Source organism: Streptomyces sp. NPDC029292, from assembly GCF_055569295.1.
In genome coordinates this window covers 142,236-166,354 of sequence record NZ_JBVHXR010000009.1, presented here as the reverse complement: position 1 = coordinate 166,354, position 24,119 = coordinate 142,236, and the positions used below count along the sequence as shown (strand labels likewise).

At 71.1% G+C, this 24,119-nt stretch carries 22 protein-coding genes and 1 pseudogene; 9 read left to right on the top strand and 14 right to left on the bottom strand.

Annotated features, from left to right (window positions below; translation table 11 throughout):
* Positions 1-212: 212 nt before the first annotated feature.
* Positions 213-1,040, bottom strand: coding sequence for an enoyl-CoA hydratase family protein (locus ACZ4WS_RS21215; RefSeq protein WP_467982510.1), 828 nt, complete (start codon positions 1,038-1,040; stop codon positions 213-215).
* A gap of 317 nt (positions 1,041-1,357) precedes the next feature.
* Between ACZ4WS_RS21215 and ACZ4WS_RS21210 the strand changes: the two genes are divergently transcribed.
* Entirely contained in the window at positions 1,358-1,810 is a 453-nt protein-coding gene (locus ACZ4WS_RS21210) for an ATP-binding protein (RefSeq protein ID WP_467982509.1), read from the top strand.
* Here ACZ4WS_RS21210 and ACZ4WS_RS21205 read toward each other — a convergent pair.
* The 3 genes from ACZ4WS_RS21205 to ACZ4WS_RS21195 all read right to left on the bottom strand — a co-directional run bounded on the left by ACZ4WS_RS21205 (position 1,770) and on the right by ACZ4WS_RS21195 (position 5,729).
* Complete coding sequence (locus ACZ4WS_RS21205) at positions 1,770-3,230, bottom strand: amino acid permease (RefSeq protein ID WP_467982507.1); 1,461 nt, start codon at positions 3,228-3,230, stop codon at positions 1,770-1,772. The genes ACZ4WS_RS21210 and ACZ4WS_RS21205 overlap by 41 nt on opposite strands.
* A gap of 196 nt (positions 3,231-3,426) precedes the next feature.
* Positions 3,427-4,434, bottom strand: a complete 1,008-nt coding sequence (argF, locus tag ACZ4WS_RS21200) for an ornithine carbamoyltransferase (RefSeq protein WP_467982506.1) — start codon at positions 4,432-4,434, stop codon at positions 3,427-3,429.
* Positions 4,435-4,505: 71 nt separating this feature from the next.
* Positions 4,506-5,729, bottom strand: coding sequence for an arginine deiminase (locus tag ACZ4WS_RS21195; RefSeq protein WP_467982505.1), 1,224 nt, complete (start codon positions 5,727-5,729; stop codon positions 4,506-4,508).
* Between the two features lie 166 nt (positions 5,730-5,895).
* On the opposite strand from ACZ4WS_RS21195, the gene ACZ4WS_RS21190 reads away from it, so the two are divergent.
* Both ACZ4WS_RS21190 and ACZ4WS_RS21185 read left to right on the top strand, forming a co-directional pair.
* Complete coding sequence (locus ACZ4WS_RS21190) at positions 5,896-6,942, top strand: SPFH domain-containing protein (RefSeq protein WP_467982503.1); 1,047 nt, start codon at positions 5,896-5,898, stop codon at positions 6,940-6,942.
* Entirely contained in the window at positions 6,939-7,832 is an 894-nt protein-coding gene (locus ACZ4WS_RS21185; RefSeq protein WP_467982502.1) for a hypothetical protein, read from the top strand. Before ACZ4WS_RS21190 ends, ACZ4WS_RS21185 begins: the two co-directional genes overlap by 4 nt.
* Before the next feature lie 157 nt (positions 7,833-7,989).
* On the opposite strand, the gene ACZ4WS_RS21180 is transcribed toward ACZ4WS_RS21185, so the two are convergent.
* Positions 7,990-10,587 (bottom strand): polynucleotide kinase-phosphatase, encoded by a 2,598-nt coding sequence (locus ACZ4WS_RS21180; protein WP_467982500.1) that lies wholly within the window; start codon positions 10,585-10,587, stop codon positions 7,990-7,992.
* Positions 10,584-12,077: a 3' terminal RNA ribose 2'-O-methyltransferase Hen1 gene (locus ACZ4WS_RS21175; RefSeq protein ID WP_467982499.1), complete on the bottom strand. Its 1,494-nt coding sequence runs from the start codon at positions 12,075-12,077 to the stop codon at positions 10,584-10,586. Before ACZ4WS_RS21175 ends, ACZ4WS_RS21180 begins: the two co-directional genes overlap by 4 nt.
* Positions 12,078-12,539: 462 nt before the next feature.
* Between ACZ4WS_RS21175 and ACZ4WS_RS21170 the strand changes: the two genes are divergently transcribed.
* Both ACZ4WS_RS21170 and ACZ4WS_RS21165 read left to right on the top strand, forming a co-directional pair.
* Positions 12,540-13,463, top strand: coding sequence for an LLM class F420-dependent oxidoreductase (locus ACZ4WS_RS21170; RefSeq protein WP_467982497.1), 924 nt, complete (start codon positions 12,540-12,542; stop codon positions 13,461-13,463).
* Positions 13,464-13,765: 302 nt separating this feature from the next.
* Positions 13,766-13,930, top strand: coding sequence for a hypothetical protein (locus ACZ4WS_RS21165; RefSeq protein ID WP_467982495.1), 165 nt, complete (start codon positions 13,766-13,768; stop codon positions 13,928-13,930).
* Positions 13,931-14,139: 209 nt separating this feature from the next.
* Here the strand turns inward: ACZ4WS_RS21165 and ACZ4WS_RS21160 are convergent, their stop codons facing one another.
* The 4 genes from ACZ4WS_RS21160 to ACZ4WS_RS21145 all read right to left on the bottom strand — a co-directional run bounded on the left by ACZ4WS_RS21160 (position 14,140) and on the right by ACZ4WS_RS21145 (position 16,798).
* A complete protein-coding gene (locus tag ACZ4WS_RS21160) occupies positions 14,140-14,622 on the bottom strand; it encodes a DUF6099 family protein (protein ID WP_467982494.1) in 483 nt (160 codons plus the stop codon).
* Between the two features lie 192 nt (positions 14,623-14,814).
* Complete coding sequence (locus ACZ4WS_RS21155) at positions 14,815-15,147, bottom strand: nucleotide pyrophosphohydrolase (protein WP_467982493.1); 333 nt, start codon at positions 15,145-15,147, stop codon at positions 14,815-14,817.
* Complete coding sequence (locus ACZ4WS_RS21150; protein WP_467982491.1) at positions 15,144-16,301, bottom strand: AAA family ATPase; 1,158 nt, start codon at positions 16,299-16,301, stop codon at positions 15,144-15,146. The genes ACZ4WS_RS21155 and ACZ4WS_RS21150 overlap by 4 nt, the downstream gene beginning before the upstream one ends.
* Positions 16,302-16,408: 107 nt before the next feature.
* Positions 16,409-16,798: a cell division protein SepF gene (locus ACZ4WS_RS21145; RefSeq protein WP_467982489.1), complete on the bottom strand. Its 390-nt coding sequence runs from the start codon at positions 16,796-16,798 to the stop codon at positions 16,409-16,411.
* A 175-nt stretch (positions 16,799-16,973) separates the two neighbouring features.
* On the opposite strand from ACZ4WS_RS21145, the gene ACZ4WS_RS21140 reads away from it, so the two are divergent.
* Together ACZ4WS_RS21140 and ACZ4WS_RS21135 are read left to right on the top strand one after the other, a co-directional pair.
* Entirely contained in the window at positions 16,974-17,393 is a 420-nt protein-coding gene (locus ACZ4WS_RS21140; RefSeq protein ID WP_467982487.1) for a TOBE domain-containing protein, read from the top strand.
* A gap of 112 nt (positions 17,394-17,505) precedes the next feature.
* The gene (locus ACZ4WS_RS21135) at positions 17,506-19,248 is read left to right on the top strand and encodes a hypothetical protein (RefSeq protein WP_467982486.1); all 1,743 of its coding nucleotides are present in this window, start codon (positions 17,506-17,508) and stop codon (positions 19,246-19,248) included.
* 9 nt (positions 19,249-19,257) lie between these two features.
* On the opposite strand, the gene ACZ4WS_RS21130 is transcribed toward ACZ4WS_RS21135, so the two are convergent.
* The 4 genes from ACZ4WS_RS21130 to ACZ4WS_RS21115 are packed head-to-tail and all read right to left on the bottom strand — an operon-like array spanning position 19,258 to position 22,749.
* Entirely contained in the window at positions 19,258-20,097 is an 840-nt protein-coding gene (locus tag ACZ4WS_RS21130) for an SDR family oxidoreductase (protein WP_467982484.1), read from the bottom strand.
* Entirely contained in the window at positions 20,078-21,277 is a 1,200-nt protein-coding gene (locus ACZ4WS_RS21125; protein ID WP_467982483.1) for an NAD(P)/FAD-dependent oxidoreductase, read from the bottom strand. The genes ACZ4WS_RS21130 and ACZ4WS_RS21125 overlap by 20 nt, the downstream gene beginning before the upstream one ends.
* The gene (locus ACZ4WS_RS21120; protein ID WP_467982481.1) at positions 21,274-21,471 is read right to left on the bottom strand and encodes a ferredoxin; all 198 of its coding nucleotides are present in this window, start codon (positions 21,469-21,471) and stop codon (positions 21,274-21,276) included. The genes ACZ4WS_RS21125 and ACZ4WS_RS21120 overlap by 4 nt, the downstream gene beginning before the upstream one ends.
* Before the next feature lie 33 nt (positions 21,472-21,504).
* Positions 21,505-22,749 carry a cytochrome P450 gene (locus ACZ4WS_RS21115; protein ID WP_467982480.1) on the bottom strand — a complete coding sequence of 415 codons (1,245 nt, stop codon included), beginning with the start codon at positions 22,747-22,749 and terminating at the stop codon, positions 21,505-21,507.
* Between the two features lie 343 nt (positions 22,750-23,092).
* On the opposite strand from ACZ4WS_RS21115, the pseudogene ACZ4WS_RS21110 reads away from it, so the two are divergent.
* Positions 23,093-23,305, top strand: a pseudogene (locus ACZ4WS_RS21110) (acyl-CoA dehydrogenase family protein); the annotation flags it as partial.
* On the top strand, positions 23,305-24,117 hold the full coding sequence (locus tag ACZ4WS_RS21105) for an SDR family NAD(P)-dependent oxidoreductase (RefSeq protein ID WP_467982478.1): 813 nt from the start codon (positions 23,305-23,307) through the stop codon (positions 24,115-24,117). The pseudogene ACZ4WS_RS21110 and the gene ACZ4WS_RS21105, both read left to right, overlap by 1 nt.
* The last annotated feature ends 2 nt before the right edge of the window (positions 24,118-24,119 follow it).

Here is a 24,119-nt window from a genome sequence, read left to right as displayed (position 1 = left end):
CACCGACACCGAGCCATCGCCCGTCGCCGCCACCCCGCCCACCGACACCGAGCCATCGCCCACCGCCGCCACCCCGCCCACCGACACCGAGCCATCGCCCACCGCCGCCACCCCGCCCACCGACACCGAGCCATCACCCGCCGACGTCACCCCGCCCACCGACACCGAGCCATCGCCCGCCGACGTCACCCCGCCGCCCGTCGCCGCCACGGCTATCGCCCCCGCCACTTCGGCGGGCGCTTCTCCGTGAACGCCGCATGGAACTCCGCGTAGTCCTCGCCGTTCATCAGCAGGGCCTGGGTCGAGGCGTCCAGTTCGACGGAGGCGGCGAGCGGCATGTCCAGTTCGGCGGTGAGCAGCGCCTTCGTCTGGGCGTAGGCGAGGGCCGGGCCCTCGGCGAGGCGGCGGGCCAGCGCTCGGGCGGCCTCGTCCGCGTGGCCCTCGTCGGTCAGCTCGCTGATCAGGCCGATCCGCTCGGCCTCGGGAGCGCGCACGGGTTCGCCGAGCATCAGCAGCCGGGTGGCGTGCCCGAGCCCGACGACCCGGGGCAGCAGATAGGCGGCGCCCATGTCGCCGCCGGACAGTCCGACGCGGGTGAAGAGGAAGGCGAAACGGGCGCTCGGGTCCGCCACCCGGAAGTCGGCCGCCAGCGCCAGCACGGCTCCGGCGCCCGCCGCCACCCCGTGCACCGCCGCGATCACCGGGAACGGGCATTCCCGTACGGCCCGCACGACCTGCCCGGTCATCCGGTTGAAGTCGAGGAGCTGGGCGGTGTCCATGGACAGGGTGGCGCCGATGATCTCGTCGACGTCGCCGCCGGAGCAGAAACCGCGGCCCTCGCCGGCCAGCACCAGGGCGCGTACCGACCGCTCGCGGGACAGCTCGGCGAGCAGGTCGCGCAGGTCGGCGTAGGCGCCGAAGGTGAGCGCGTTGAGTTTCTCGGGGCGGGCCAGGGTGACCGTGGCGACCCCGTCGGCGACCTCGCACCCCAGGTGCTGCCAGTCGGCGGTGCGGGCGGCGGAGCCGGTGAAGGGACTCATGAGGTGCGGCCTCCTCGGGCGAGGGCGGCGGTCTGCGCTACACCTCGAAGTTATCACTGTCCTGTGACTGTCGTCACGACCACGCGATAACACTGTGGCGAAGCGACCTTTCCCTGTCACCGAGTCACGGGTCCTCGATAGCCGCGTAACGACGGGAGCGCATCGTGCGAGGCGGAGCGTTGACCTGGGTAAGCCGCCGGACAACGGGCCGAATGTCCCGAAGAAACACCAGCCGATGTCCCGAAATAAGCCCGCCGAGCGCCTCTGTCCGGACGCGCCGTACCATTTCTAAAGTTGAAAGCAGGACAGCCTGCTCCATGAACGGACCCACCTTGTACGACACCCCAGCCCCCTCCTCCTGGCGCATCGCGCTGCCGCACACCGCCGCGGCCGTGCCTGTCGCGCGCGCCCTGGTCCGGACGGCGCTGGCCGAACTGCGGCACGCGGCCGACAGCGACACCGCGGAGCTGCTCACCGCGGAGCTGGTCGCCAACGCCGTGGAGCACACCGCGGGCAAGGGGCCCATAGAGCTGGTCGTGGAGCTGCTGCCGACCGGCTGTCAGGTCGAGGTGCACGACCCGGACCCGGCGCCGCCGGGCAATCTCACGGTCCCCGGCCCGCCCGGCCAGCCCGACCCCTGGCAGGAGCACGGGCGCGGCCTCCTCCTGATCCGCACCCTCAGCTCCTCCTGCGGCCACCGCCCCACCGACTCCGGCAAGGCGGTCTGGTTCAGACTGCCTGTGGTTCCTGCTCAGCGACGGCCGGTGTAGCCACGGCCAGCCGGGAGTGGCGGCGCCCGTAGAGGACGTACACCAGGAATCCGGCCACCAGGAACAACGCGAACTGGATCCAGGTCGTCCAGCCCGTCTCGTACATCAGATACAGGCAGAAGCCGACGCCGAGCACCGGTACGACGGGGTAGAGCGGCACCCGGAAGGTGCGCGCCAGACCCGGCTCCCTGCGCCGCAGCGCGATCACCGCGACATTGACGGCGGCCATGGTGGCGAGCGTGCCGATGGTCGTCAGGTTGACGACGGCGTCGAGCGAGGAGAAGGCCGCCGGGACGGCGAAGACGACCGCGACGATCACCGTGCCCGCGACCGGTGTCGAGGTCTTCGGCGAGATCTTCTCGAAGACGCGCGGGATGAGTCCGTCACGGGACATGGACATGAGGATGCGGGTCTGCCCGTACATCACCGCGAGGACGACCGAGGCGATGGCGACGACCGCGCCGAAGGCGATGACTCCGCCGCCGACGGTGGAGCCGGTGACCTCGTTGACGACGTACGACAGCGCGGCGGGCTGCCCGCCGACCTTGTCCGCGCCGATGGCGCCGATCGCGGCGAGGGCGACGGCGCAGTACAGCAACGTGACCAGGCCGATGCAGATCAGGATGGCGATGGGGATGTTGCGGCGGGGGTTCTTGGCCTCCTCGCCGGCCGTGGTGATCGCGTCGAAGCCGATGTACGAGAAGAAGGCGGCCGTGGTGCCCGCGCCGATGCCGCCGAGTCCGGCGGGCGAGAACGGCGTGAGGTTGCCGTCCTTGAAGGCGCTGAACCCGATCGCGCAGAAGAGCACGAGGATGACGAGCTTGAGGACCGCCATGGCGGCGGTCGCCCGGGCACTCTCGCGCACGCCGCGCATCAGGAGGACCGAGGCCAGCGCGATCACGATGATCGCGGGGAAGTTGATGACTCCGCCGTCGGACGGACCCGCGGAGAGGGCGGCGGGCAGCTGCCAGCCGGTAAGGCTGCTGAGCAGCTCGTTCGCGTACTGGCTCCAGCCGACCGCGACGGCCGACACGGAGACGCCGTACTCCAGGAGCAGGCACCAGCCGACGAGGAAGGCCGTGCTCTCGCCGAGCCCCGCGTAGGCGAAGGAGTACGAGGATCCGGAGACCGGGATCGCGCCGCCCAGTTCCGCGAAGGAGAACGCGGTGAAGACGCAGGTGACCGCGGCGAGCAGGAAGGACACGACCACGGCGGGTCCGGCCTGCGCGACCGAGTCGGAGAGGCCGACGAAGATTCCGGTGCCGACGATCGCTCCGACGCCGAAGCAGACGAGCTGGAAGAGGCCCATGGTGCGCTTGAGGCCATGGCCTTCGAGGTCCGCGCCGGAGTCGGCGATCAGGAGCTCGGGGGACTTGATACGGGGAGCGCGCTTGCGGAGCGCGGTGCGTGGAGCGGGCATGCGGGTGGTGCTCATTTCCGGTGGTGCGGGGCGCGGCGGGGTGGGCCGCGCGGCGGGCCACGGAAGGGGTGGTTCCGGGCCCGTCGAGGATCGTACGGGGATTTCGGGCGTGCGCGGTTTTCGGGCGGGTTGGCGATCTGTCGCGCGGGCGCGGATGTCGGGCGGGCGACGTGTCGGGCGGGCGGGCGACGCGGGGTCAGGCCAGCGTCGCGACCAGGATCGCCTTGATGGTGTGCAGCCGGTTCTCGGCCTCGTCGAAGACGACCGAGTGCGCCGACTCGAAGACCTCGTCGGTGACCTCGAGGGAGTCGAGCCCGTGGGTCTCGTAGATCTCGCGGCCGACCTTCGTGCCCAGGTCATGGAAGGCCGGGAGGCAGTGCAGGAACTTGACGTCCGGGTTGCCGGTGGCGCGCAGGACGTCCATCGTCACGGCGTACGGGGAGAGGGCGCCGATGCGCTCGTCCCACACCTCCTTGGGCTCGCCCATGGAGACCCAGACGTCGGTGGCGACGAAGTCGGCGCCGTGGACGCCCTCGGCGAGGTGCTCGGTGAGCGTGATGCGGCCGCCGCTGTTCTCGGCGAGCTTGCGGGCCTGCGCGACGATCTCGTCGGCGGGCCAGTAGGACTGCGGGGCGACGATGCGGACGTCCATGCCGAGCAGCGCGCCGGTGATCAGATACGAGTTGCCCATGTTGAAGCGGGCGTCGCCGAGGTAGGCGAAGGCGATCTCGCCGAGCGGCTTGTCGCTGTGCTCGGTCATCGTGAGCACGTCGGCGAGCATCTGGGTGGGGTGCCAGTCGTCGGTCAGACCGTTGTAGACGGGCACGCCCGCGTACGCCGCCAGCTCCTCGACGGAGGCCTGGCTGTCGCCCCGGTACTCGATCCCGTCGAACATCCGGCCGAGGACGCGCGCGGTGTCCTTCACGGACTCCTTGTGGCCTATCTGTGAGCCGGACGGGTCCAGGTACGTCGTCGAGGCACCCTGGTCCGCCGCCGCGACCTCGAACGCGCAGCGCGTACGCGTCGAGGTCTTCTCGAAGATCAGCGCGATGTTGCGGCCCCGCAGGTGCTGGGTCTCGGTCCCGGCCTTCTTGGCCGCCTTCAGCTCGGCGGCCAGCTCGATCAGGCCGCGGAACTCCTCCTCGGTGAAGTCCAGCTCCTTGAGGAAGTGGCGGCCGGCGAGGGCGGTCGGGACTGTCGCCATGGGGGCGCTCCTGGGTTACGAAGACGGGGACATTGGAATTCTATACGACATCCAACATTTCTATACGGAGCCTATACGGCCTCCCGGTCGACGGGACAGCTCATGCACCGCGGCCCACCCCTCCCCCGGCCCAGCTCACTCCCCGGGATCTCGATCACCTCGATGCCCTGCTTGCGCAGATGCGTATTGGTGGTCGAGTTGCGCTCGTACGCGACCACGACGCCCGGTTCGACGGCGAGGACGTTGCACCCGTCGTCCCACTGCTCGCGCTCGGCGGCGTGCACGTCCTGGGTGGCGGTGAGGACACGGATCTCGCTCAGGCCCAGTGCCGCGGCGATCGCGCGGTGCATGTGCTCCGGGGGGTGGTCGGTGACCTTCAGCTCCTTCTCCCCCACGCCGGGTTCGATGGTGTACGAGCGGAGCATGCCGAGCCCCGCGTACTGCGTGAAGATGTCGCCGTCGACCATGGTCATCACGGTGTCGAGGTGCATGAGGGCCCGCCGCTTGGGCATGTCGAGCGCCACGATGGTGCGCGCCGAGCCCGCCTCGAACAGCTTGTGCGCGAGCATCTCGACGGCCTGGGGCGTGGTCCGCTCGCTCATGCCGATGAGTACCGCGCCGTTGCCGATGACGAGCACGTCACCGCCCTCGATGGTGGACGGATAGTCCACCTGACCCTCCGACCAGAGGTTGAAGCTCTCCTTACGGAACAGCGGATGGTGCCGGTAGATCGCCTCGAAGTGCACGGTCTCGCGCTGCCGCGCGGGCCAGCGCATGGCGTTGATGGAGACGCCGTCGTAGATCCAGGCGGAGGTGTCCCGGGTGAAGAGGTGATTGGGCAGCGGCCCGAGCAGGAAGTCGTCGAGATCCATGACATGGAAGCGCACGGAGGTCGGCTCCAGGTGGGCGTCCAGGAACTCCCGCTTGGTCATGCCGCCGACGAGTGCGGACGCCAGCTCCGGGGCGGGCAGGGTCTCGAAGGCGGCCCGGAGATGATCGGTGGCGAGCGGCCCGTACTCCTTCTCGTCGAAGACCCGGTCCAGGACGAGCGATCTGGCCGCCGGGATCTCCAGGGCCTCGGTGAGCAGGTCGCCGAAGAGGTGGACGGTGACCCCGCGGTCGCGCAGCACATCGGCGAACCCGTCGTGCTCCGCGCGCGCCCGGCGCACCCACAGCACGTCGTCGAAGAGCAGGGCGTCCTTGTTGCTGGGGGTGAGCCTTTTGAGCTCAAGATCCGGCCGGTGCAGGATGACGCGGCGCAGCCGCCCGGCCTCGGAGTCGACATGGAATCCCATGCCTCCATCCTGACCATCCGGACGCGTGTTCACCCGCCGATCTCCTCGACCCGGGCCACTTGATTTCGTCCCCTTGACGATAACCAGACCTCACCATTATCGTCGTACTGACGAAAATTGGTGAGCGAGGGTCGCCGGGTTTGCCCGGCGACGAGGGGGTAGCTCCATGGCCGACATCACCCGGCGTCTCGGCTGGCGCCATCTGCGCGGGGCGCCGACCACCCACGTCCGCCACCACCGGGCGGGCCGTCTGGTGCACGACGGCCCCGGACTCAGCTTCTGGTACCGCTCCCTGACCGCCGCGCTCTCCGAAGTCCCGGTCGACGACCGCGAGTTGGCGATGACCTTCCACGCCCGTACGTCCGACTTCCAGGACGTCGCGGTGCAGGCGACCGTCACCTACCGCATCAGCGATCCCGCGCTCGCGGCCGCGCGCCTCGACTTCTCCATCGATCCCGACACCGGCGTCTGGCGCGGCACGCCCCTGGAACAGCTGGCGGGGCTGCTGACCGAGACGGCCCAGCAGCACGCGCTGGACGTGCTGGCCCGTACGTCGCTGGCGGCCGCCCTGGTCGACGGCGTCGCGGCGGTACGGGAACGCGTCTCGGGCGGTCTCGCCGCGGAACCCCGGCTGCCCGCGACCGGGATCGAGGTGGTGGCCGTACGCGTCGTCGCCCTGCGCCCGGAGCCCGAGGTGGAGCGGGCGCTGCGCACCCCCGCCCGCGAGCAGATCCAGCAGGAGGCGGACAAGGCGACGTACGAACGCCGTGCCGTCGCCGTCGAGCGGGAACGCGCCATCGCCGAGAACGAACTCGCCAGCCAGATCGAACTCGCCCGCCGCGAGGAGCAGTTGGTCGACCAGCGCGGCACGAACGCGCGACGCGAGGCGGAGGAGCACGCGGCGGCGGACGCGGTGCGCGCCGGGGCGGAGGCGGCGCGGACGGTGCGTCTGGCGGAGGCGGAGGCCGCTCGCACGGTACGGCTGTCCGGTGCCGAGGCGGAGGCGGCCCGGCAGGTCGGTGCGGCGCGGGCGCAGGCCCAGGCCGCCTGGCTGCGCGTCCACGCGGACGTGGATGTCACCACGCTGCACGCCCTGACGGGCACGCGGCTCGCGGAGAACCTGCCGCGGATCGAGAGCGTCACGGTGTCGCCGGACGTCCTGACGGGGCTGCTCGCCAAGCTGGCCAACGGGGCCTCCGGGGAACCGGAGTGAGTCTCGCGCCGCGGATCGTCCTCGTCCATCGCACCACGGAGTACGAGGAGTTGGTCGCCCGGCACGGGACGCACGGGCAGGCCGCTTTCTTCCTCTCCTCCCGGGGACGGGACATCAAGGACGTGGCCGAGCGGCACCGGCGGGCCCGGGAGGCGCTGGCCGAGGTGGTGTCCGCGGTGCCGCTGACATGGCGTCAGGCTCGGGTGGAGCGACGGGACTTGGACCGGTTCCTGTTCGCCCCGGAGGACGTCGTGGTCGTGGTCGGGCAGGACGGACTCGTCGCGAACGTGGCCAAGTACCTGGCGGGACAGCCCGTCGTCGGCATCGACACCGACCCGGGGCGCAATGCCGGGGTGCTGGTGCGGCACCGCCCCCGGGACGCGGGCGCGCTGCTCGCCTCCGCGCACGGGGGCCGGGCCGACGAGCTGACCATGGTCGAGGCGGTCGCGGACGACACGCAACGGCTGGTCGCGCTCAACGAGATCTATCTGGGAGCCGCGGGCCATCAGACGGCCCGCTATCGGCTGGGGCTCGACGAGTACGGGGGTGCCGTCGAGCCTCAGGTCTCCTCCGGGGTCCTCGTGGGGACCGGGACGGGGGCCAGCGGCTGGCTCCGCTCCGTGTGGCAGGAGCGGGGCGGCACCCTGGCGCTGCCGGGCCCCACCGACGAACGCCTCGTCTGGTTCGTCCGCGAGGCCTGGCCGTCGCCGGCCACCGGCACGTCATTCGTGGCCGGCGAACTCACCGCCTCCGCCCGCCTCGCCCTCACCGTCGAGTCCGACCGGCTCATCGTGTTCGGGGACGGGATGGAGGGGGACGCGGTGGAGCTGGTGTGGGGGCAGACGGTGCGGGTGGGGGTGGCGGGGGTTCGGTTGCGGTTGGTGGGGTGAGGACGGTTTTCGCCCCCGCCGCCCCTGCCCGTCCCGTACCTGGGGGCTGCCGCCCCCAGACCCCCGCTATCGGCCTGAACGGCCTCGTCCTCAAACGCCGGACGGGCTAAAGATTTTCAGCCCGTCCGGCGTTTGAGGACGGAAGGGGGCGAAGAACCTACAGCCGTGGATCCACCGGCTCCGACTCCAGCGCCAGTACCCCGAACACGGCCTCGTGGACCCGCCACAGCGGCTCGCCCTCCGCGAGCCGGTCCAGGGCTTCAAGACCCAGCGCGTACTCCCTGATCGCAAGCGACCGCTTGTGGTTCAGGAAGCGCCCCCGCAGCCGGGCGAGGTTCTCGGGCCGCGTGTACTCCGGACCGTAGATGATCCGCAGGTACTCCCGCCCCCGGCACTTGATGCCGGGCTGCACCAGCCGCCCCTGCTCAGTGCGCACCACGGCGGCCACCGGCTTGACGACCATGCCCTCGCCCCCGCGCCCCGTCATCTCCAGCCACCAGTCGACACCGGCCTGCACGGACTCCGCATCCCCCGTGTCCACGAACAGCCGCCGAGTGGTCTGCAGCAGACCGCTCCCGTCGTGCTCGACGAGCCGGTCGATCAGCGCGAGCTGCTCGTCGTGCGGCAGCCCGGCCAGGCTGCGCCCCTGGACGGCAAGGATCTGGAAGGGAGCGAGCCGCACCCCCTCCAGCCCGTCCGTCGTCCAGCAGTACCGCCGGTACGCGTCCGTGAACGCGCCGGCGTCCGCGGCACGTTCGCGCTGCCGCGCCAGCAGATCCCGTACGTCCACCCCACGCGCCGCCGCCCCTTCGAGCGCGGCCAGCGCACCCGGGAACACGGCCCCGGACGCGGCGCCGACCGCCGCGTACTGACTGCGCAGCAGCCCGGACGCCTTCAGCGACCACGGCATCAGCTCGGCGTCGAGCAGCAGCCAGTCAGTCTCGAGTTCCTTCCACAGGCCCGCCTCGGTCGCGGCGGCCCGCACCCGCCCGAGGATCTCCTCGGTGACGGCGGCGTCGTCGAAGAAGGGACGACCGGTGCGGGTGTAGAGCGCACCCGTGGGCCCTCCCCCACTCTCGGCTCCGCTCGAGCGGGAGGTACCCCCCACTCCGAACCGCTCACGCGCCACGCCCGCGTCCCGGCAGACCAGCGCCACCGCCCGCGAGCCCATGTGCTTCTCCTCGCACACGACCCGGGCGACCCCGTCCTCCTTGTACTGCGCGAAGGCCTCCGCCGGGTGCTCCAGGAAGTATCCATCAGCGGCTCCGCCGCGGGCCTCGATGTGCGAGGTCGCGGTCGGTGCCATGGTCGGCGGCAGGTACGGAAGCAGTCGCGGGTCGACCGCGAAACGGCTCATGACCTCCAGAGCCGCCGCCGCGTTCTCCTCGCGGACCGACACCCGTCCGGCGTGCCGCGTCTCGACGACCCGCCGTCCGTGCACGTCCGCGAGGTCGAGCGGCCGGCCCTCGTGTCCGCCGGGCGCCTCGGAGGCGAGCGGCTTGGTGGGCTCGTACCAGACCTGCTCGGCCGGTACGTCGACGAGCTCGCGCTCCGGCCAGCGCAGCGCGGTGAGCTTGCCGCCGAAGACGGCACCGGTGTCGAGGCAGATGGTGTTGTTCAGCCAGGTGGCCGTGGGGACGGGAGTGTGGCCGTACACCACCGCCGCGCGGCCCCGGTAATCCTCCGCCCACGGGTAGCGCACCGGCAGGCCGAAGTCGTCCGTCTCGCCGGTCGTGTCGCCGTACAGGGCGTGCGAGCGCACCCGCCCCGACGTACGGCCGTGGTACTTCTCGGGCAGGCCCGCGTGGCAGACGACGAGCTTGCCCTCGTCGAGCACGTAGTGGCTGACGAGTCCTTCGAGGAACTCCCGCACCTGCTTCTTGAACTCCTCGCTCTCCCCCTCCATCTGCTCGATCGTCTCGGCGAGGCCGTGCGTGTGCTGAACCTTGCGGCCCTTGAGGTAACGCCCGTACTTGTTCTCGTGGTTGCCGGGCACGCACAGCGCGTTGCCCGACCCGACCATGGACATCACGCGGCGCAGCACGCCGGGCGAGTCCGGGCCGCGGTCGACGAGGTCGCCGACGAAGACGGCCGTACGGCCCTCGGTGTGCACCCCGTCGACGTAGCCGAGCCGGGCCAGCAGGGTCTCCAGCTCCGAGGCGCAGCCGTGGATGTCGCCGATGATGTCGAACGGGCCGGTGAGGTGCGTGAGGTCGTTGAACCGCTTCTCGGTCCGGACCTCGGCGCTCTCGATCTCCTCCAGGCCCCGCAGAATGTGCACCTTCCTGAAGCCCTCGCGCTCCAAGTGACGCAGGGAGCGGCGGAGTTCACGGGTGTGCCGCTGGATGACACGGCGCGGCATGTCGGCGCGGTCGGTGCGCGAGGCGTTGCGCTGGGCGCAGACCTCCTCGGGCACGTCGAGCACGATGGCGATGGGCAGCACGTCGTACTGCTTCGCCAGGTCGATCAGCTGACGGCGGCTCTCCTGCTGCACGTTGGTCGCGTCGACGACGGTGCGCCGCCCGGCCGCGAGCCGCTTGCCCGCGATGTAGTGGAGCACGTCGAAGGCGTCACGGCTGGCGCTCTGGTCGTTCTCGTCGTCGGCGACGAGGCCCCGGCAGAAGTCGCTGGAGAGGATCTCGGTCGGCTTGAAGTGCTTGCGGGCGAAGGTCGACTTGCCCGAGCCGGACGCGCCGATCAGCACCACGAGGGAGAGGTCGGTGACGGGCAGGGTGCGTCCCTTGGTGTCGGTCATGCGGCCTTCTCCTCCTTCGTGGTGAGCGCGGCTGTGCTCATCGAAAACGTGGCCATCTGGGTCGGCGGCCCCACCTCGGGGTCTTCGGGGCCGACCGGCGTGAACTCCACGTCGTAGCCGTGCCGTTCGGCAACCGTCCGCGCCCAGCCCCGGAACTCCTCGCGCGTCCACTCGAAGCGGTGGTCGCCGTGCCGGGAGTGCCCGGCCGGGAGGGTCTCCCAGCGGACGTTGTACTCCACGTTCGGTGTCGTCACGAGGACGGTCCTGGGCCGGGCGGAGCCGAACACCGCGTACTCCAGGGCGGGCAGCCGGGGCAGGTCGAGGTGCTCGATGACCTCGCTGAGCACGGCGGCGTCGTACCCCTTGAGCCGCTTGTCGGTGTAGGCGAGCGAGCCCTGGATGAGCTGGACGCGGGCGGCCTGCCGTTCGCCCATACGGTCCAGCTTGAGCCGCCGCGAGGCGATGGTGAGCGCGCGCATCGACACGTCGACACCGACGATCTCGGTGAACCGGGTGTCCTTGAGCAGCGCCTGCACCAACTGGCCCTGTCCGCAGCCGAGATCGAGGACGCGTCCGGCGCCGGACGCGTGCAGCGCGGCGAGGATCGCGTCGCGCCGCTGCACGGCGAGCGGTACCGGCTTCTCCGAGCCCTCTTCACCATCGAATGCAGCCGTCTCCTCGTCGACCGCGTTGTCGATGTCCTCGACCTCGGTGTCGTCGGCTTCCGCCAGCCGTACGAGCTCCAGCCGCTCCATCGCCTCCCGCGTCAGCGACCAGCGGCGCGCGAGATACCGGCTGGTGATCAGCTTCTGCTCCGGGTGGTCCGGCAGCCAGCCCTCGCCCGCCCGCAGCAGCTTGTCGACCTCGTCGGACGACACCCAGTAGTGCTTGGCGTCGTCGAGCACGGGGAGCAGGACGTAGAGGTGGCGCAGCGCCTCGGCCAGGGTGAGCGCTGCCGATTCCAGTACGAGACGCACGTACCGCGAGTCGCCCCACTCAGGGAACTCCTCGTCGAGCGGCACGGCCTCGGCCGTCACCGTCCAGCCGAGCGGCTCGAAGAGCCCCCGGACGAGTGCGGCGCCGCCGCGTGCGGGCAGCGCGGGCACCTCGATGCGCAGCGGCCTGGGCTGCTCCGGCAGCTCCGGCTTCGCCGCGCACTGGCCTTTCATCGCGCTGGAGAACACGCCGCTCAGCGCCACAGCGAGCAGCGAAGAGGCCGCGTACGGGCGGTCGTTGACGTACTGGGCGAGCGCGGCGTCGGGTGCTCCGCCGCGGCCCTTGCCCTTGCCGCGCCGGACCAGCGCCACCGCGTCGACCTCCAGCAACAGCGCGGCCGTGCACCGCTCGACGGACGCCTCGGGGTAGAGGACGTGGGCCGTGCCGTAGGAGGTCGAGAACGCCTGCGCTTTATCGGGATGCTTGTGCAGCAGAAAGCCGAGGTCGGTCGCGGGGCGCTCTGGGGTACCGGTGGTACTGATCGTCAGGAACACTGTGGGTATGCCTCGAAACGGGTTCTGAGCTGCGGATGTCTACCGTGCGGGGACCATCGCCGCGCACATCGTGTGCGCATGCGCTGGCTGCCGGTGAACCACAGCGATGGGAGAGCGCGCCTCGGTGATCACTGCTCCTGGCCCTTCCTCGACCTCGTAGCGATACATACGCCGCGCTGCGGTCGCCCGCCCGCGCAATGCCCCTTGTCGGCGCGCCTGCCCAACGTACAGCGAACACTGCGGGCGGACTCAGGAATTTCCTTCCGGGCCCCGAGCGTTTCTGCAGCCGCTCACGGCCGAGGAGTTGGCCGGCGCCGCCCGCTGCGATTGGTTCGTCCTCTACCGTGCCTTCCGCCCGGAACTCTGACCGCGGCGCACAGGAAGTGCGCCCTGTGCACTCGGTTGCAGGTGCGACCGCGGTTCAACGTGAGTCAGCCGATGTGACCGGTGCATGATGGATGCATGGATCTTCGCGTTTTCACAGAACCGCAGCAAGGGGCGACCTACGAGACGCTGCTCCGCGTCGCAAAGGCCGCTGAAGACCTCAATTACGGAGCCTTCTTCCGCTCGGACCACTACTTGCACATGGGATCCGTCAGTGGCCTCCCCGGGCCCACCGACGCCTGGATCACGCTGGCCGGCCTGGCTCGCGAGACCAGCCGGATCCGCCTGGGAACCCTCATGACAGCCGGTACCTTCCGGTTGCCCGGGGTCCTCGCGATCGAGGTCGCGCAGGTCGACCAGATGTCGGGCGGACGTGTGGAACTCGGTCTCGGCTCCGGCTGGTACGAGGCCGAGCACGAGGCGTACGGCATCCCGTTCCCGAAGGAGAAGTTCGGTCGGCTGGACGAACAACTCGCCATCGTCACCGGCCTGTGGGCCACCCCCGTCGGCGAGCGGTTCACCTTCGACGGAAAGTTCTACCAGCTCAAGGACTCGCCCGCGCTGCCGAAGCCCGCGCAGTCGAAGGTACCCATCCTGGTCGGCGGCCACGGGGCCAAGCGGACCCCGGCGCTCGCCGCCCAGTACGCCGACGAGTTCAACATCCCGTTCGCGTCCATCGCGGACACGGAGCAGCAGTTCACCCGGGTGCGCACCGCGGCCGAACAGGCCGGACGCAAGGGCGACGACCTGGTGTACTCCAACGCGCTCGTGGCCTGCGTCGGGAAGACCGACGTCGACGTGAAGCGTCGGGCGGACGCCATCGGGCGTGACGTCGAGGAGTTGAAGGCGAACGGTCTCGCGGGCTCTCCGGCGGAGGTTGCCGAGAGGATCGCCCAGTATGAGGCCGTCGGATCGCAGCGCATGTATCTCCAGATGCTGGATCTCCACGACCTTGATCACCTGGAGTTGATCGCAGCCGAGGTCATGCCTCAACTCGGCTAGGACCAGAACTCGGGCTAGGAGCAGAGTTCGGCTAGGACGAGAGCTCCGCCAGGGCCGAAGATCCGCGCCCCCGTGCCGCACGGTCGTGTGACGGTCAACCCCATCGGCCCGCCCCGCGCACCTGTCCCCGGTCGGGTGAAAATGCGTCAACCCCCCGTGTGGTGCGGGTCCGCGCCAGTGACTCGGGTCGGTGGTCATCGTTGGCTCGGGCGGAGCCGGGCCGCCCGGCACCCGTCGCCGGCGGTCGCCGGGGCGTCATGCTTCGTCAGTGGCCCTCCTGCGCGGGGGCCGAGGAGGCCTTCGTGTCCCAGGAAGCCGTGCCACAGCAGGATGCGCCCGCACAGCCGAAGGGGCTGCTCCAGCAGATGGAGGAGCTGATGGCGGCGCTCAACGCGGATCTGTCCCGGTTGGACGCGGATCTTTCGGGGGCGCGGCCCGCGCTGTCGGACGAGCCCGACTGCACTTGACGTGGGTCGCGGCGGGGTTGCTGTGAGGCTTTTCGCCCCCGCCGCCCCTGCCCTTCCCGTACCTGAGGGCTCCGCCCCCAGACCCCCGTATCGGCCTGAACGGCCTCGTCCTCAAACTCCCCCACTCTCGGCTTCTCCCCCATTCGCGACTTCGCTCGAGCGGGGGGACCCCCATGAGCGGGGGGACCCCCACGACGGGCTGAAAGACCTCACCCGGCCGCCGCATCCCGCTCCCTCTCCACCACCCTCTGGTCCCTGACCGCCAGGCGTCTGAGCATCTCCAGGACGCGGTCCCGGGACTCGTCGGCGGCGTCGATGGCCTCCATGCACTGCCAGTAAGTGCCCTCGTCGGCGGCCGCGCAGGCGATCCCGACGAGGGCGATGCCGACCTCGCCGAGGAGACCGCCGAGGCACAGGAGGGCCTCGCGGGCGTCGCCCAACTCGGTGAGCTGGGCGGCGCGTAAGGCGCCGAGGTCGAGTGCGGGGGCGTCGAGGACGCCGCAGCCCCGGCCTGCCAGCTCGGTCAGGCCGAGGGCCTCGCCCCGGAGTTCAGGAGGCCCGGAGACGGCGAAGCGGCTGCCGATCGCCTGGGCCAGGGACTGTGCCTGCCATGCCTCCGCCATCACCTCCGGGGTGTCGCCGCTCCGCGCCAGGGCACGCCTGCTCGCCACGATGAGCCGCACCGCGTCCATGGGCTGCCCCCGTCTGTCCCGACGCGCTCGTCGCACGTCTGCCCGAACTCCGCTGTCCACTACCCAGAGTGAGGTCCAGCGTGACGAAAAGCCAGAGGAAGCCCGAAATTTGTGGACACGGAGTTGAGTGTGGACAACACACCGACTTCGGAGAGTAATAGCCGACCGCGCGGAAGACGGCGGTCGGCTCCGCTACGGGCCCTCCGGCGCCGGAAACCTCCGCTCGTTACGGTCGATCTTCGCGTCGAGCGCCGCCAGCGCGTCGATGCCCAGCACGTCGCAGAGTTGGAGCAGATACGCCAGAACGTCGGCCACCTCGTCGGTGACCCGGTGCGCGGTGTCCGTGTCGTCCATGACCCGGGCCGACTCCTCCGGCGTCAACCACTGGAAGATCTCGACCAGTTCGGAGGCTTCCACGCTCAGCGCGGCGACCAGGTTCTTGGGGGTGTGGTACGGCTGCCAGTTCCGCGCGGCTGCGAACTCGGCCAGTCGGCGCTGCAGCTTCGCTACGTCCAGTTCTGTCACGGCTCAAGGTCTACCACCGTGGCCCCGGCCACCTGGAAGGCCCAGGAGGCGTCGCTCACCGCGCCCACCAGCCGGATGTGTCCGCGTTCGCACATCCGCGCCGCCAGCCGCGCCAGCTCGCCCGCCTGCCGGGCGTCCAGGCAGCGGTCGAAGCCGTCGGCGAGCACCGTCAGCGTCTGAAGCGCCGCGGGGACCTCTCCCGCCTGGTCGACCTCCAGGACGCCGGGCCCGGTGAGCAGCACCAGGGCCAGCGCCAGATACCTCAACTCCCCGTCTCCGAGCAGCCCGAGGCGCGTACGGACGCCGTCGCCGCGGTCGAGGAGCGCGCGGACCGTGCCGTCGCCGAGCGGCTCGGCCAGGACGTCGGCGACCGGGCCCGCACATCCGGCGCCGACCGCGGTGACCAGCTGCGCATGGCGCCGGCCACACTCCGACCGGGTACGCCACAGCACTTCGGCGAGGTTGCCGCAGCCCCGCAGCAGCCGTCCCGAGCCGACCGGGGCGGCGGCGCGCATGCCCGGGGGGCTCGGGTCGCAGGCGAAGACGGAGCGCAGCGCGAGCACCATCTGCTCGGCGGCGGCGAGGACGTGCCGCTCGCCGTCCGTCCGGCCCGCGACGCGCAGCGGCAGGAGGGCGGTGCCGAGGCGGTCGTCGGGGAGCGGGCCCCGGGTCACCCCGGACGAGCCCGCCGTGTGCCAGGCCGCCTGGACGACGGGGCGCCCCGGGTCACGCAACGCCGTCTCCAGCAGGGTCAGCCCGCCGGCCGACAACCGCTCGCCCACGATGCGCAGTTCGGGTTCGGCCTGTACGGCGACGTCGAGCCGTACGGGGCCCGCGGGGCCGTCGGCGGTGCAGCCGATGCGGAAGCCGCGCCTGCGCTGGGCGTCGGGCCGGGCCCGTTCGGGCACGCAGGAGACCGGGTCCGGGAACACCTCGCCCAGTTCGGCGCCGCTGCCGAGCCGCGCCAGCGCCTCGTACGCCCTCAAGGCACTGGTCTTGCCGCTGCCGCTGGGCCCGGCGATGAGAGTGAGCGGTGCGAGCGGGAACCGGACGCGCCGGTGCGTGGCGAAGGCGGCGAGCCGCAGCTCGGTGACGCCCGGACGGTCGGGGCGCACCTCCGCCGCCGCTGGGGCCTCCAGGGGTGACACGGTCATATGCGGACGGTAGGCCTCCTCCCGTCAGGCGAACCGTTCCACCCCGACAACCTTCCTACGATCGAGGGACCGGACCCACGTCGTACCGGCTCCGCCTCCCCTCAGGATCAGACCCCGGGAACCCCCGCCCCCTCCATCAGCCCCCGCACCTCGGTCCCCGGCGGCGTCAGCAGGAACACGTTCCGGTCGACCCGGTGCATCCCGCTCGCCAGTCCGAAGACCACACCCGTACTGAAGTCCAGGACCCGCTTGGCGACGTCGGTCTCCGCGCCGGTCAGGTCGAGCAGCACGGGGATGCCCGCCATCAGTGTCTCGGCGACCTCGCGGGCGTCCGCGAACACGTTGATCCGCAGGACGACGAAGCGGCGGCGCGCCTCCGTCGCGGCCTCGGGTATCGAGCGGTGGTGGACCGCGGACGGCCAGGCGTCCCGGCCTCGCAACGGAACGACCTGGGCGAGCCCTTCCCACTGTTCGTCGGTGGCGTCGTGGCTGTTCACTGGACTGCCCCGTCCTGACTCGCACTCGTTGTCTGCACCGGGCAATTCTTACGCATGGTCACCCGTTCGGCCCAACAGCGACACGGTCCGCGACGCGTCTGCGGGCGCCACGACGGCAACAGGCCGGACATACTGGCCTAAGTCCGGCGTCCCTCACCGCAATCGAGGCCTCCTCATGTCCCTGAGTATCCGCAACCAGCTCCCCGGCACCGTCACCTCCGTCACCCCGGGCGAGGTGATGGCGACGGTGAAGGTCCGCCTCGACGCCGGTCAGGAACTCACCGCGGCCGTCACCCTGGAGGCCGTCGAGGACCTGGGCCTGACCGCCGGGTCCACGGTGCGCGCCCTGATCAAGTCCACCGAGGTGTCGCTGGCCACCGCCCCGGTGGACGGGGTGAGCATCCGCAACCAGCTGCCGGGCACGGTCACCGACGTCGCCACCGGCGGAGCCATGGCCCGCGTCAAGGTGAACGTCGCGGGCGGTGAGCTGACCTCCGCGATCACCAAGGACGCGGTCGCGGAGCTCGGCCTGGCGGCAGGTGCCCAGGTCGTGGCGCTCATCAAGTCCACCGAAGTGTCGCTGTCCAACGCCTGAGGACGGCCTGGTTCACCACCCGATGGGCGGCTGCGGCTTCTTACCCGGCTCACACCGGACTCTTCACGTCCAATCGTACGCCGCTCACCTGCGGGAATTAGCGTCTGGAGTCGTGTACTTGGCAGAAACGAGGCCGTCGCCCACCGGTCGGCAGGCCCCCTCGAAGGCATCGCCCGACGGGGCGCCCGCACCGTGGCAGCCGGACCGAGAGCCCGCGCAGTGGCACCGTGTCCTGACCCTGCTCGCCGACATCAGCCTCTTCATCGGTGCGCGCCCGCTGTGGAACCAGGCCGCGAGCCACCGTCTCGTCGTGGCCGCGGTCATCTCGGTCTGCTACGCCTCGATCCTCGCGACGGGCGTCCTGACCCTGGTCGTACGCCGGGGCCGGACGCTGGCCCGCCTCGACCTGTGCGTCCTGGTGACCGCCGTGACGCTCGCCGTGTGCGGGTACGTCATGAACCACGGCGGCAGTGACGAGTCGGTCCTCACCACGCAGGCCGCCCATGCGTTCGTCGCCGGTCACCAGGTCTACGGGCAGCCGTGGCCCTGGCTCTTCGGTCACGGGGTCGCCATCACCGCGACGATGAGCGGCGGCTACGACTTCACGTACGGCTATCCACCCCTGCCCCTGCTGCTCACCGCGCCGCTGCTCTGGATGGGCCACGGTGCGGCTCCGGCGGTACTGGTGAGCATCCTGGCGCTGATCGTGGGCGCGATCGTGATGTGGCGGATGCTGCCGGTGCCGTGGCGTTCCGCGGCCACACTGGTCTGCCTCGGCCTCGGTCTGCTGCCGGCGTACGCCCGGCTCGGCTATCCGGCGATCGTCGCCTGCGCCCTGCTCATCCCGGTGGTGATGCGCTGGCCGCGGATGGGAGGCGGCGGCCGGGCCGACTGGGTGCGGGCGGCATGCCTGGGCGCGGCCTGCGCGGCCCAGCAACTGCCGTGGTTCCTCGCGCCGTTCCTGCTGGCCGGGGTCTACGCCCTGCGCCGTGGCGAGCTGGGCCCGCGCGCGGCGGCGGCCGCCGTGGGCCGGATCGCCGGCGTGGCCGCCACGACCTGGCTGGTGATCAACGCGTACTTCATCGTGAGCGAGCCGCGGGCCTGGCTCTCCGGTGTCGCGCTCCCGCTGACCCAGGACGCGGACATCCACGGCCAGGGCCTGGTCGGCATCTCGCTCTACCTCACCGACGGCAGCAGCCGGCTGGTCTGGTACTCACGCGCGAGTCTGCTGCTGGCCGCCGGCCTGCTGAGCCTGTTCGTCCTCTTCATCCGGCGGCTGGGTCCGGCAGCGACGATCCTGCCGTGGTGCGCGTTCTATGTGGCGACCCGTTCGCAGGACGGCTACTACCTGATGATGACGCCGTTGTGGCTGGCCGCGGCCATCACCGCGCCGCCGCACTCCTTCACCACCGCGTGGCAGCCACGCCCCGCCTTTCTGCGCGGCCCGCACCGGCGCGCGGCCCGGGTGACCGCGGCCGTGCTCCTGTTGGCGCCGTCCGCGGCGGCGGTGACCCTCGCGGCCTCGGGGTCACCACCCCTGCGTATGGACGTGGTCGGCGCGCGCCGGGCCGCCGGCGCGCTGACCGAACTCACCCTGAGTGTGACCAACCGCTCGGGCACGGCCCTGCAGCCCCACTTCACGTTGACCACGGGGCATGGCATGAGCCGCTACTGGACCGTCGCGGCCGGCCCGGCCTCGCTCCCCGGGCATGGCTCGGCCCGTTACGAACTCCGGCCGCCCGATGGCAAGTTCACCCTTCCCAAGTCGAGCGTCCGCATCCGCGTACGGGCCGTGTCGGCATCGCCGATGACCCTGTCGAGTTCGGACGTCCACCTGTCGGCCGTCAAGGGCTGACGGGAGCTGTCACTCCGGCCGGTGCCGGCGGATCCACGCGGCCTGACCGCCGTCGACGAGAAGGTCGGTGCCGGTGATGTACGAGGCCCCCGGACCGGCCAGGAAGGCCACGGCGTCGGCGATCTCCCCGGGCGTCCCCGAGCGGCCGGCGCCGCACGCGTCGAGCATCTTCAGCATGTGCCCACCGGCCGGCGATGCGGCCTCCGCCTTGGCCATCGCGGTGGAGATGACGCCCGGACTGACGCTGTTCGCCCGGGCGCCACGGAGGTTCCAGGCGAGCGCGGCGGCCTGTACGCGCAGCTGGTTGCAGCGCTTGGACACGATGTAGGCGGCGGTCGCGTCGGTGCCGACGGCGGTGACGGCGTCGAGCCCGAGGAGTTCCTCCGTCGGGGCCATCGCGAGGGCGGCCTCCTCCGCGCGGCTCAGCGAGGCGTAGTGACCGGCCATGCTGGAGACGCACACCAGTGACATGCCCGGGGAGGCCACCGTCTCGAAGACGTCGATCACCTGCGCGGTGCCGATCAGGTCGACGTCGAGGATCGTCCGCGCCGAGGCGATCGCGGGAGAGACCCCCGCGGTGTGCACGACGGCGGCCAACCGCCCCTCGCCGGACGCGGTTTCCGCGAGCTCCTCGACCGACTTCCGGTCGGACACGTCGGTGACCACGCCCCGCGCCGCGTAACCCTCGTCGCGCAACGCGCCGACGACTCGGTCGAGTTGACCGCGCGAGGCATCCGCGAGGACCAGGGTCCGTCCGCTGCCGAGCCGCCGCGCGACCGCCGCGCCCATGCCTCCCGCCCCCGTGACCACGACCACGTCACGACGTGACTCATACGGACGGTCCAGCACGGCCAACCCCCTTGGTGTCAGCTCCCGTTGAAGCGGTCCATGAGGCGCGCGTCGCGATCGCCTGCCGCCAGGGGCGGATCGCCTTGGGCGGCATGCCGACCGCGAGGGCTCCGGTCAGCCGGTCGCCGGTACGGTAGGCGACCACGAACCGGCGTTCCGTCAAGTCCCCTTCCACCAAAGCGACTTCGTCGTAGCCTCGCAGGTATCCGAACGCCTGGATCTTCATGTCGTACTGGTCGGACCAGAAGTACGGCACCGGCGCGAACGGCTTGCGCGCCTCGGGGTTGAGGAGGTTGCGGGCGGCGGCCATGCCCTGTTCGGCGGCGTTCGTACGGTGCTCGATGCGCATCGGCACGCCGAACAGCGGGTTGTGCCAGCGGGCGACGTCCCCGGCCCCGTACACACCCGGCGCGGCGGCGCTGTACTCGTCGCACACCAGGCCGTCGGCCACCTTCAGGCCGCTGCCCGCCAGCCACTCGGTGTTCGGCAGCGAGCCGATCGCCACCAACACCTCGTCGGCATCTACCAGTTCACCGTCCGCGAGCCGCACCCCGTCGTCGGTCACCTCGCTCACCGTGACCCCGGTGCGCAGATCCACCCCGTGCTCCAGGTGGGCGCTCGACAACACCCGCCCGACCTCCTCGCCGACGGCGTGGGCCAGCGGCACCGGCGCCGGTTCGAGGAGGGTGACCTCGGCGCCGAGTCCGCGGGCCACGGCGGCCGCCTCCGCCCCGAGGAACCCGGCACCGACGATGACCAGGCGCCGCCCCGGCCCCAGCCGGTCCCGCAGGGTCAGGGCGTTGTCCAGGGTGCGCAGAACGTGCGCGCCCTCGCCGGGAAGACTGCGTGGCCGTACTCCGGTGGCCACGATCAGACCGTCGTACGGCACCGGTGGGCCGTCGGCCAGCAGCACCGTACGGCCGGTCAGGTCGAGGCCGGTGGCGGTGGTGCCGAGCCGCAGGTCCAGGTCGAGTCCTTGCAGGTCGCCCGGCGACCGCAGGGGCAGCCGGTCGGGCTCCCACTCGGCGGCCAGGATCTGCTTGGACAGCGGCGGCCGGTCGTAGGGGGCGTGCGGTTCGTCGCCGACGAGGGTGATCGTGCCGTCGTACCCCTCCCGGCGCAGCGTCTCGGCCGCCGCGAGTCCGGCGGCCGAGGCACCGACGACGAGGATCCGCCTCACTTCTCGACCAGCCGGATCGCCGCCGCCGGGCAGATCGCCGCGGCTTCCCTTACCCCGTCGAGGAGTTCGGCGCCGGGTTGCTCGTCCAGCAGGATCGCCACGCCGTCGTCGTCACGCTGGTCGAAGACCTCGGGGGAAGCCACAACGCACTGCCCCGATGCCACACACTTCGGCTCGTCCAGTTCTACACGCATGATCTTTTCCTCAGTTCTTCCGTGCGGGGGAGGTCACCAGGTGACGGGCAGACAGCGGACGCCGTAGGTGGTGCCGCTGTGGTCGAACTCGAGCTGCTCGATCGGGGCGGCCAGACGCAGGGTGGGAACGCGGCGGTAGAGCGTGCTGTAGACGACCTGGAGTTCCAGCCGGGCGAGGGACTGGCCCAGGCACTGGTGGGGGCCGTAGCCGAACGCGTTGTGCTGACGCGCGGGCCGGGAGAGGTCCAGCCGGTCGGCGTCGGGGAAGACCTCCCTGTCCCAGTTGGCGGCGGTGATCTCGACGAGGATGCCGTCCCCGGCCTTGATGGTCCGGCCGCCGATCTCGATGTCCTCCTTGGCGACCCGCCGCAGGCCCGAGTGGACGATGGTCAGATAGCGCAGGAGTTCCTCGACCGCGTTCGCGACGACCTTCGGGTCCTCGGTGTCGCGCAGCACGGCGAGCTGCTCGGGGTTCTCCAGCAGGGCGAGGGTGCCGAGGCTGATCATGGTGGCGGTGGTCTCGTGCCCGGCGATGAGCATCGCGACGCCCATGTGGACGGCCTCACTGCGCGTCATCTCGCCGGCGCTGACCCGGCCGGCGAGTTCGGACAGCGCGTCGTCGCTCGGGTCGGTGAGCTTCTCGCCGAGCAGCTTGTCCAGGTAGCCGCTCAGCGCGCCGCTCGCCGCCCGTGACTCCTCCGGCGGGGCGCTCCGGTCGAGCGCGAGGCTGCTGTTGCGCTGGAAGAACTCGTGGTCGGCGTACGGCACTCCGAGCAGTTCGGAGATCACCAGCGACGGCACGGGCAGGGCGAGCGCCGTGAGAAGGTCGGCCGGGTTGGGTCCGGCCAGCATGTCGTCGATGAGACCGTCGACGATCTTCTGGATGGGCGCCCGCAGCTTCTCGATCCGCTTGATGAGGAAGGGGCCGGTGACCATCCGGCGCAGCCGGGTGTGCTCGGGGGCGTCGGTGTTGGTGATGAGCCTCGGGGTGACCTGCGCGATCTGCGCCCGGTACTCGGTCACGTGCGGAAAGCTGCCGAAGTGGTCGTCGTTGCTGACGCGGGGATCGGTGAGCAGCGCCCGCTGGAGGGCGTGGCCGGTGATGATCCAGGGCTCGCTGCCGTCCCAGATCTTCACCCGGGTGATCGGCGTCTCGTCGCGCAGCGCCTCCAGGGCCGGCGGCGGGGCGAAGGGACAGCCGCTCGTCGCCCTGGGCATCGGGTACTCCGGGATCGGCTGGGCCGCGTCGTCCGCGGTGCCGGTCAGTGTCTCGGCCATGTCACTCCTCGGTGGGGGGCTCCGTCGGAACGGAGAACGGGGAACGGGCGGTCGGAGGCCTCGGTGAGCCCATGCAAGCGCAGCGAACTGACAGTCGTTTGTCAGAAGTCTGACAAGCAGCTGACGTGACAGAGGTCACACGCGTGGCGCCCTGGCGCAGGCATCCAACTTTCGGTCCGACCTTTGTCATGTTTCGCAGATACTGAAGCTGCGGAGGGGTCCCTGCTGTGGACTTTGAGCGCGCGAGCTGGGGCTGACGCCGATCGCGCGCTACCGCTCGGGAGTTGTCACCGGGACCGACCCGGTGCTCATGCTCACCGGCCCGATCCCGGCGACCGAGAAAAAACTCTCGGGCGCCGACGCCGCGAAGGTCAAGCTGTTCTGCACGGAGATGCAGGCGCGGTCCGTGGATCGCTGCCTGCAACTGTTCGGCGCGTACGGATACATGCTGGAATACCCCATCGCCCGGCTGTACGCGGATGCGCGCGTCACCCGCATCTACGTGGGCACGAGCGAGGTCATGAAGGTCATCATCGCCAAATCCCTGGGACTGTGATGTCTGAACTCTCCGGCAGGACGGGCGACTCCTCGGCCCGGGCGGACGACTTCTCCGGCAGGTCGGGCGCCGCGTTCGTCGCGGGCGGCACCGGCGGCATCGGGGCGGCGATCGTCCGTACGCTGGCCGAGCGGGGCAGCGATGTGCTGTTCACGTATCGCGCCAACGAGGCGGCGGCCCAGGAGCTCATCGACGCGGTCAACGCGCACGGGCGCCAAGTCATGGCGCTTCGGCTCGACTTGAGCGACGAGTCGGCCGCGGCGGGGGCGGTGTCCGAGGCCGACTCGGTGTTCGGCGGCATCCACACCGTCGTGTACGCGGCGGGCCCGCACGTGCCGATGGTGCATCTGAGCAAGGTCACGCCGAGTCAGTACCGTGCCCAACTCGACGCGGACGCCGGGGCGTTCTTCAATCTGGTCCATCCCGCGCTGCCCCGGCTGCGGGAGAGCCGGGGCAGCATCGTCGCCGTCACCACCGTGGCCACCCGCCGGTTCCCCGTCCGCGACGGGCTCTCCTCGGGCACGAAGGGGGCAGTCGAGGCGGTCGCACGGGCGCTGGCCGCCGAAGAGGGGCGGTACGGGGTCCGCGTGAACTGTGTCGGCCCCGGCATGCTGACCGACGGCATCGCCGCACGTCTGATCAGCTCCGGCGAACTCGACGAGGCGGCGCTGGAGATCACTCGGCGCAACATCCCGCTGCGCCGCTTCGGCGACGCGACGGACATCGCCGAGGCGGCCGCGTTCCTGGCCTCGGACCGCGCCGGGTTCATCACGGGGCAGGCGCTGGGGGTCGATGGGGGGTACAGCGTCTAGTA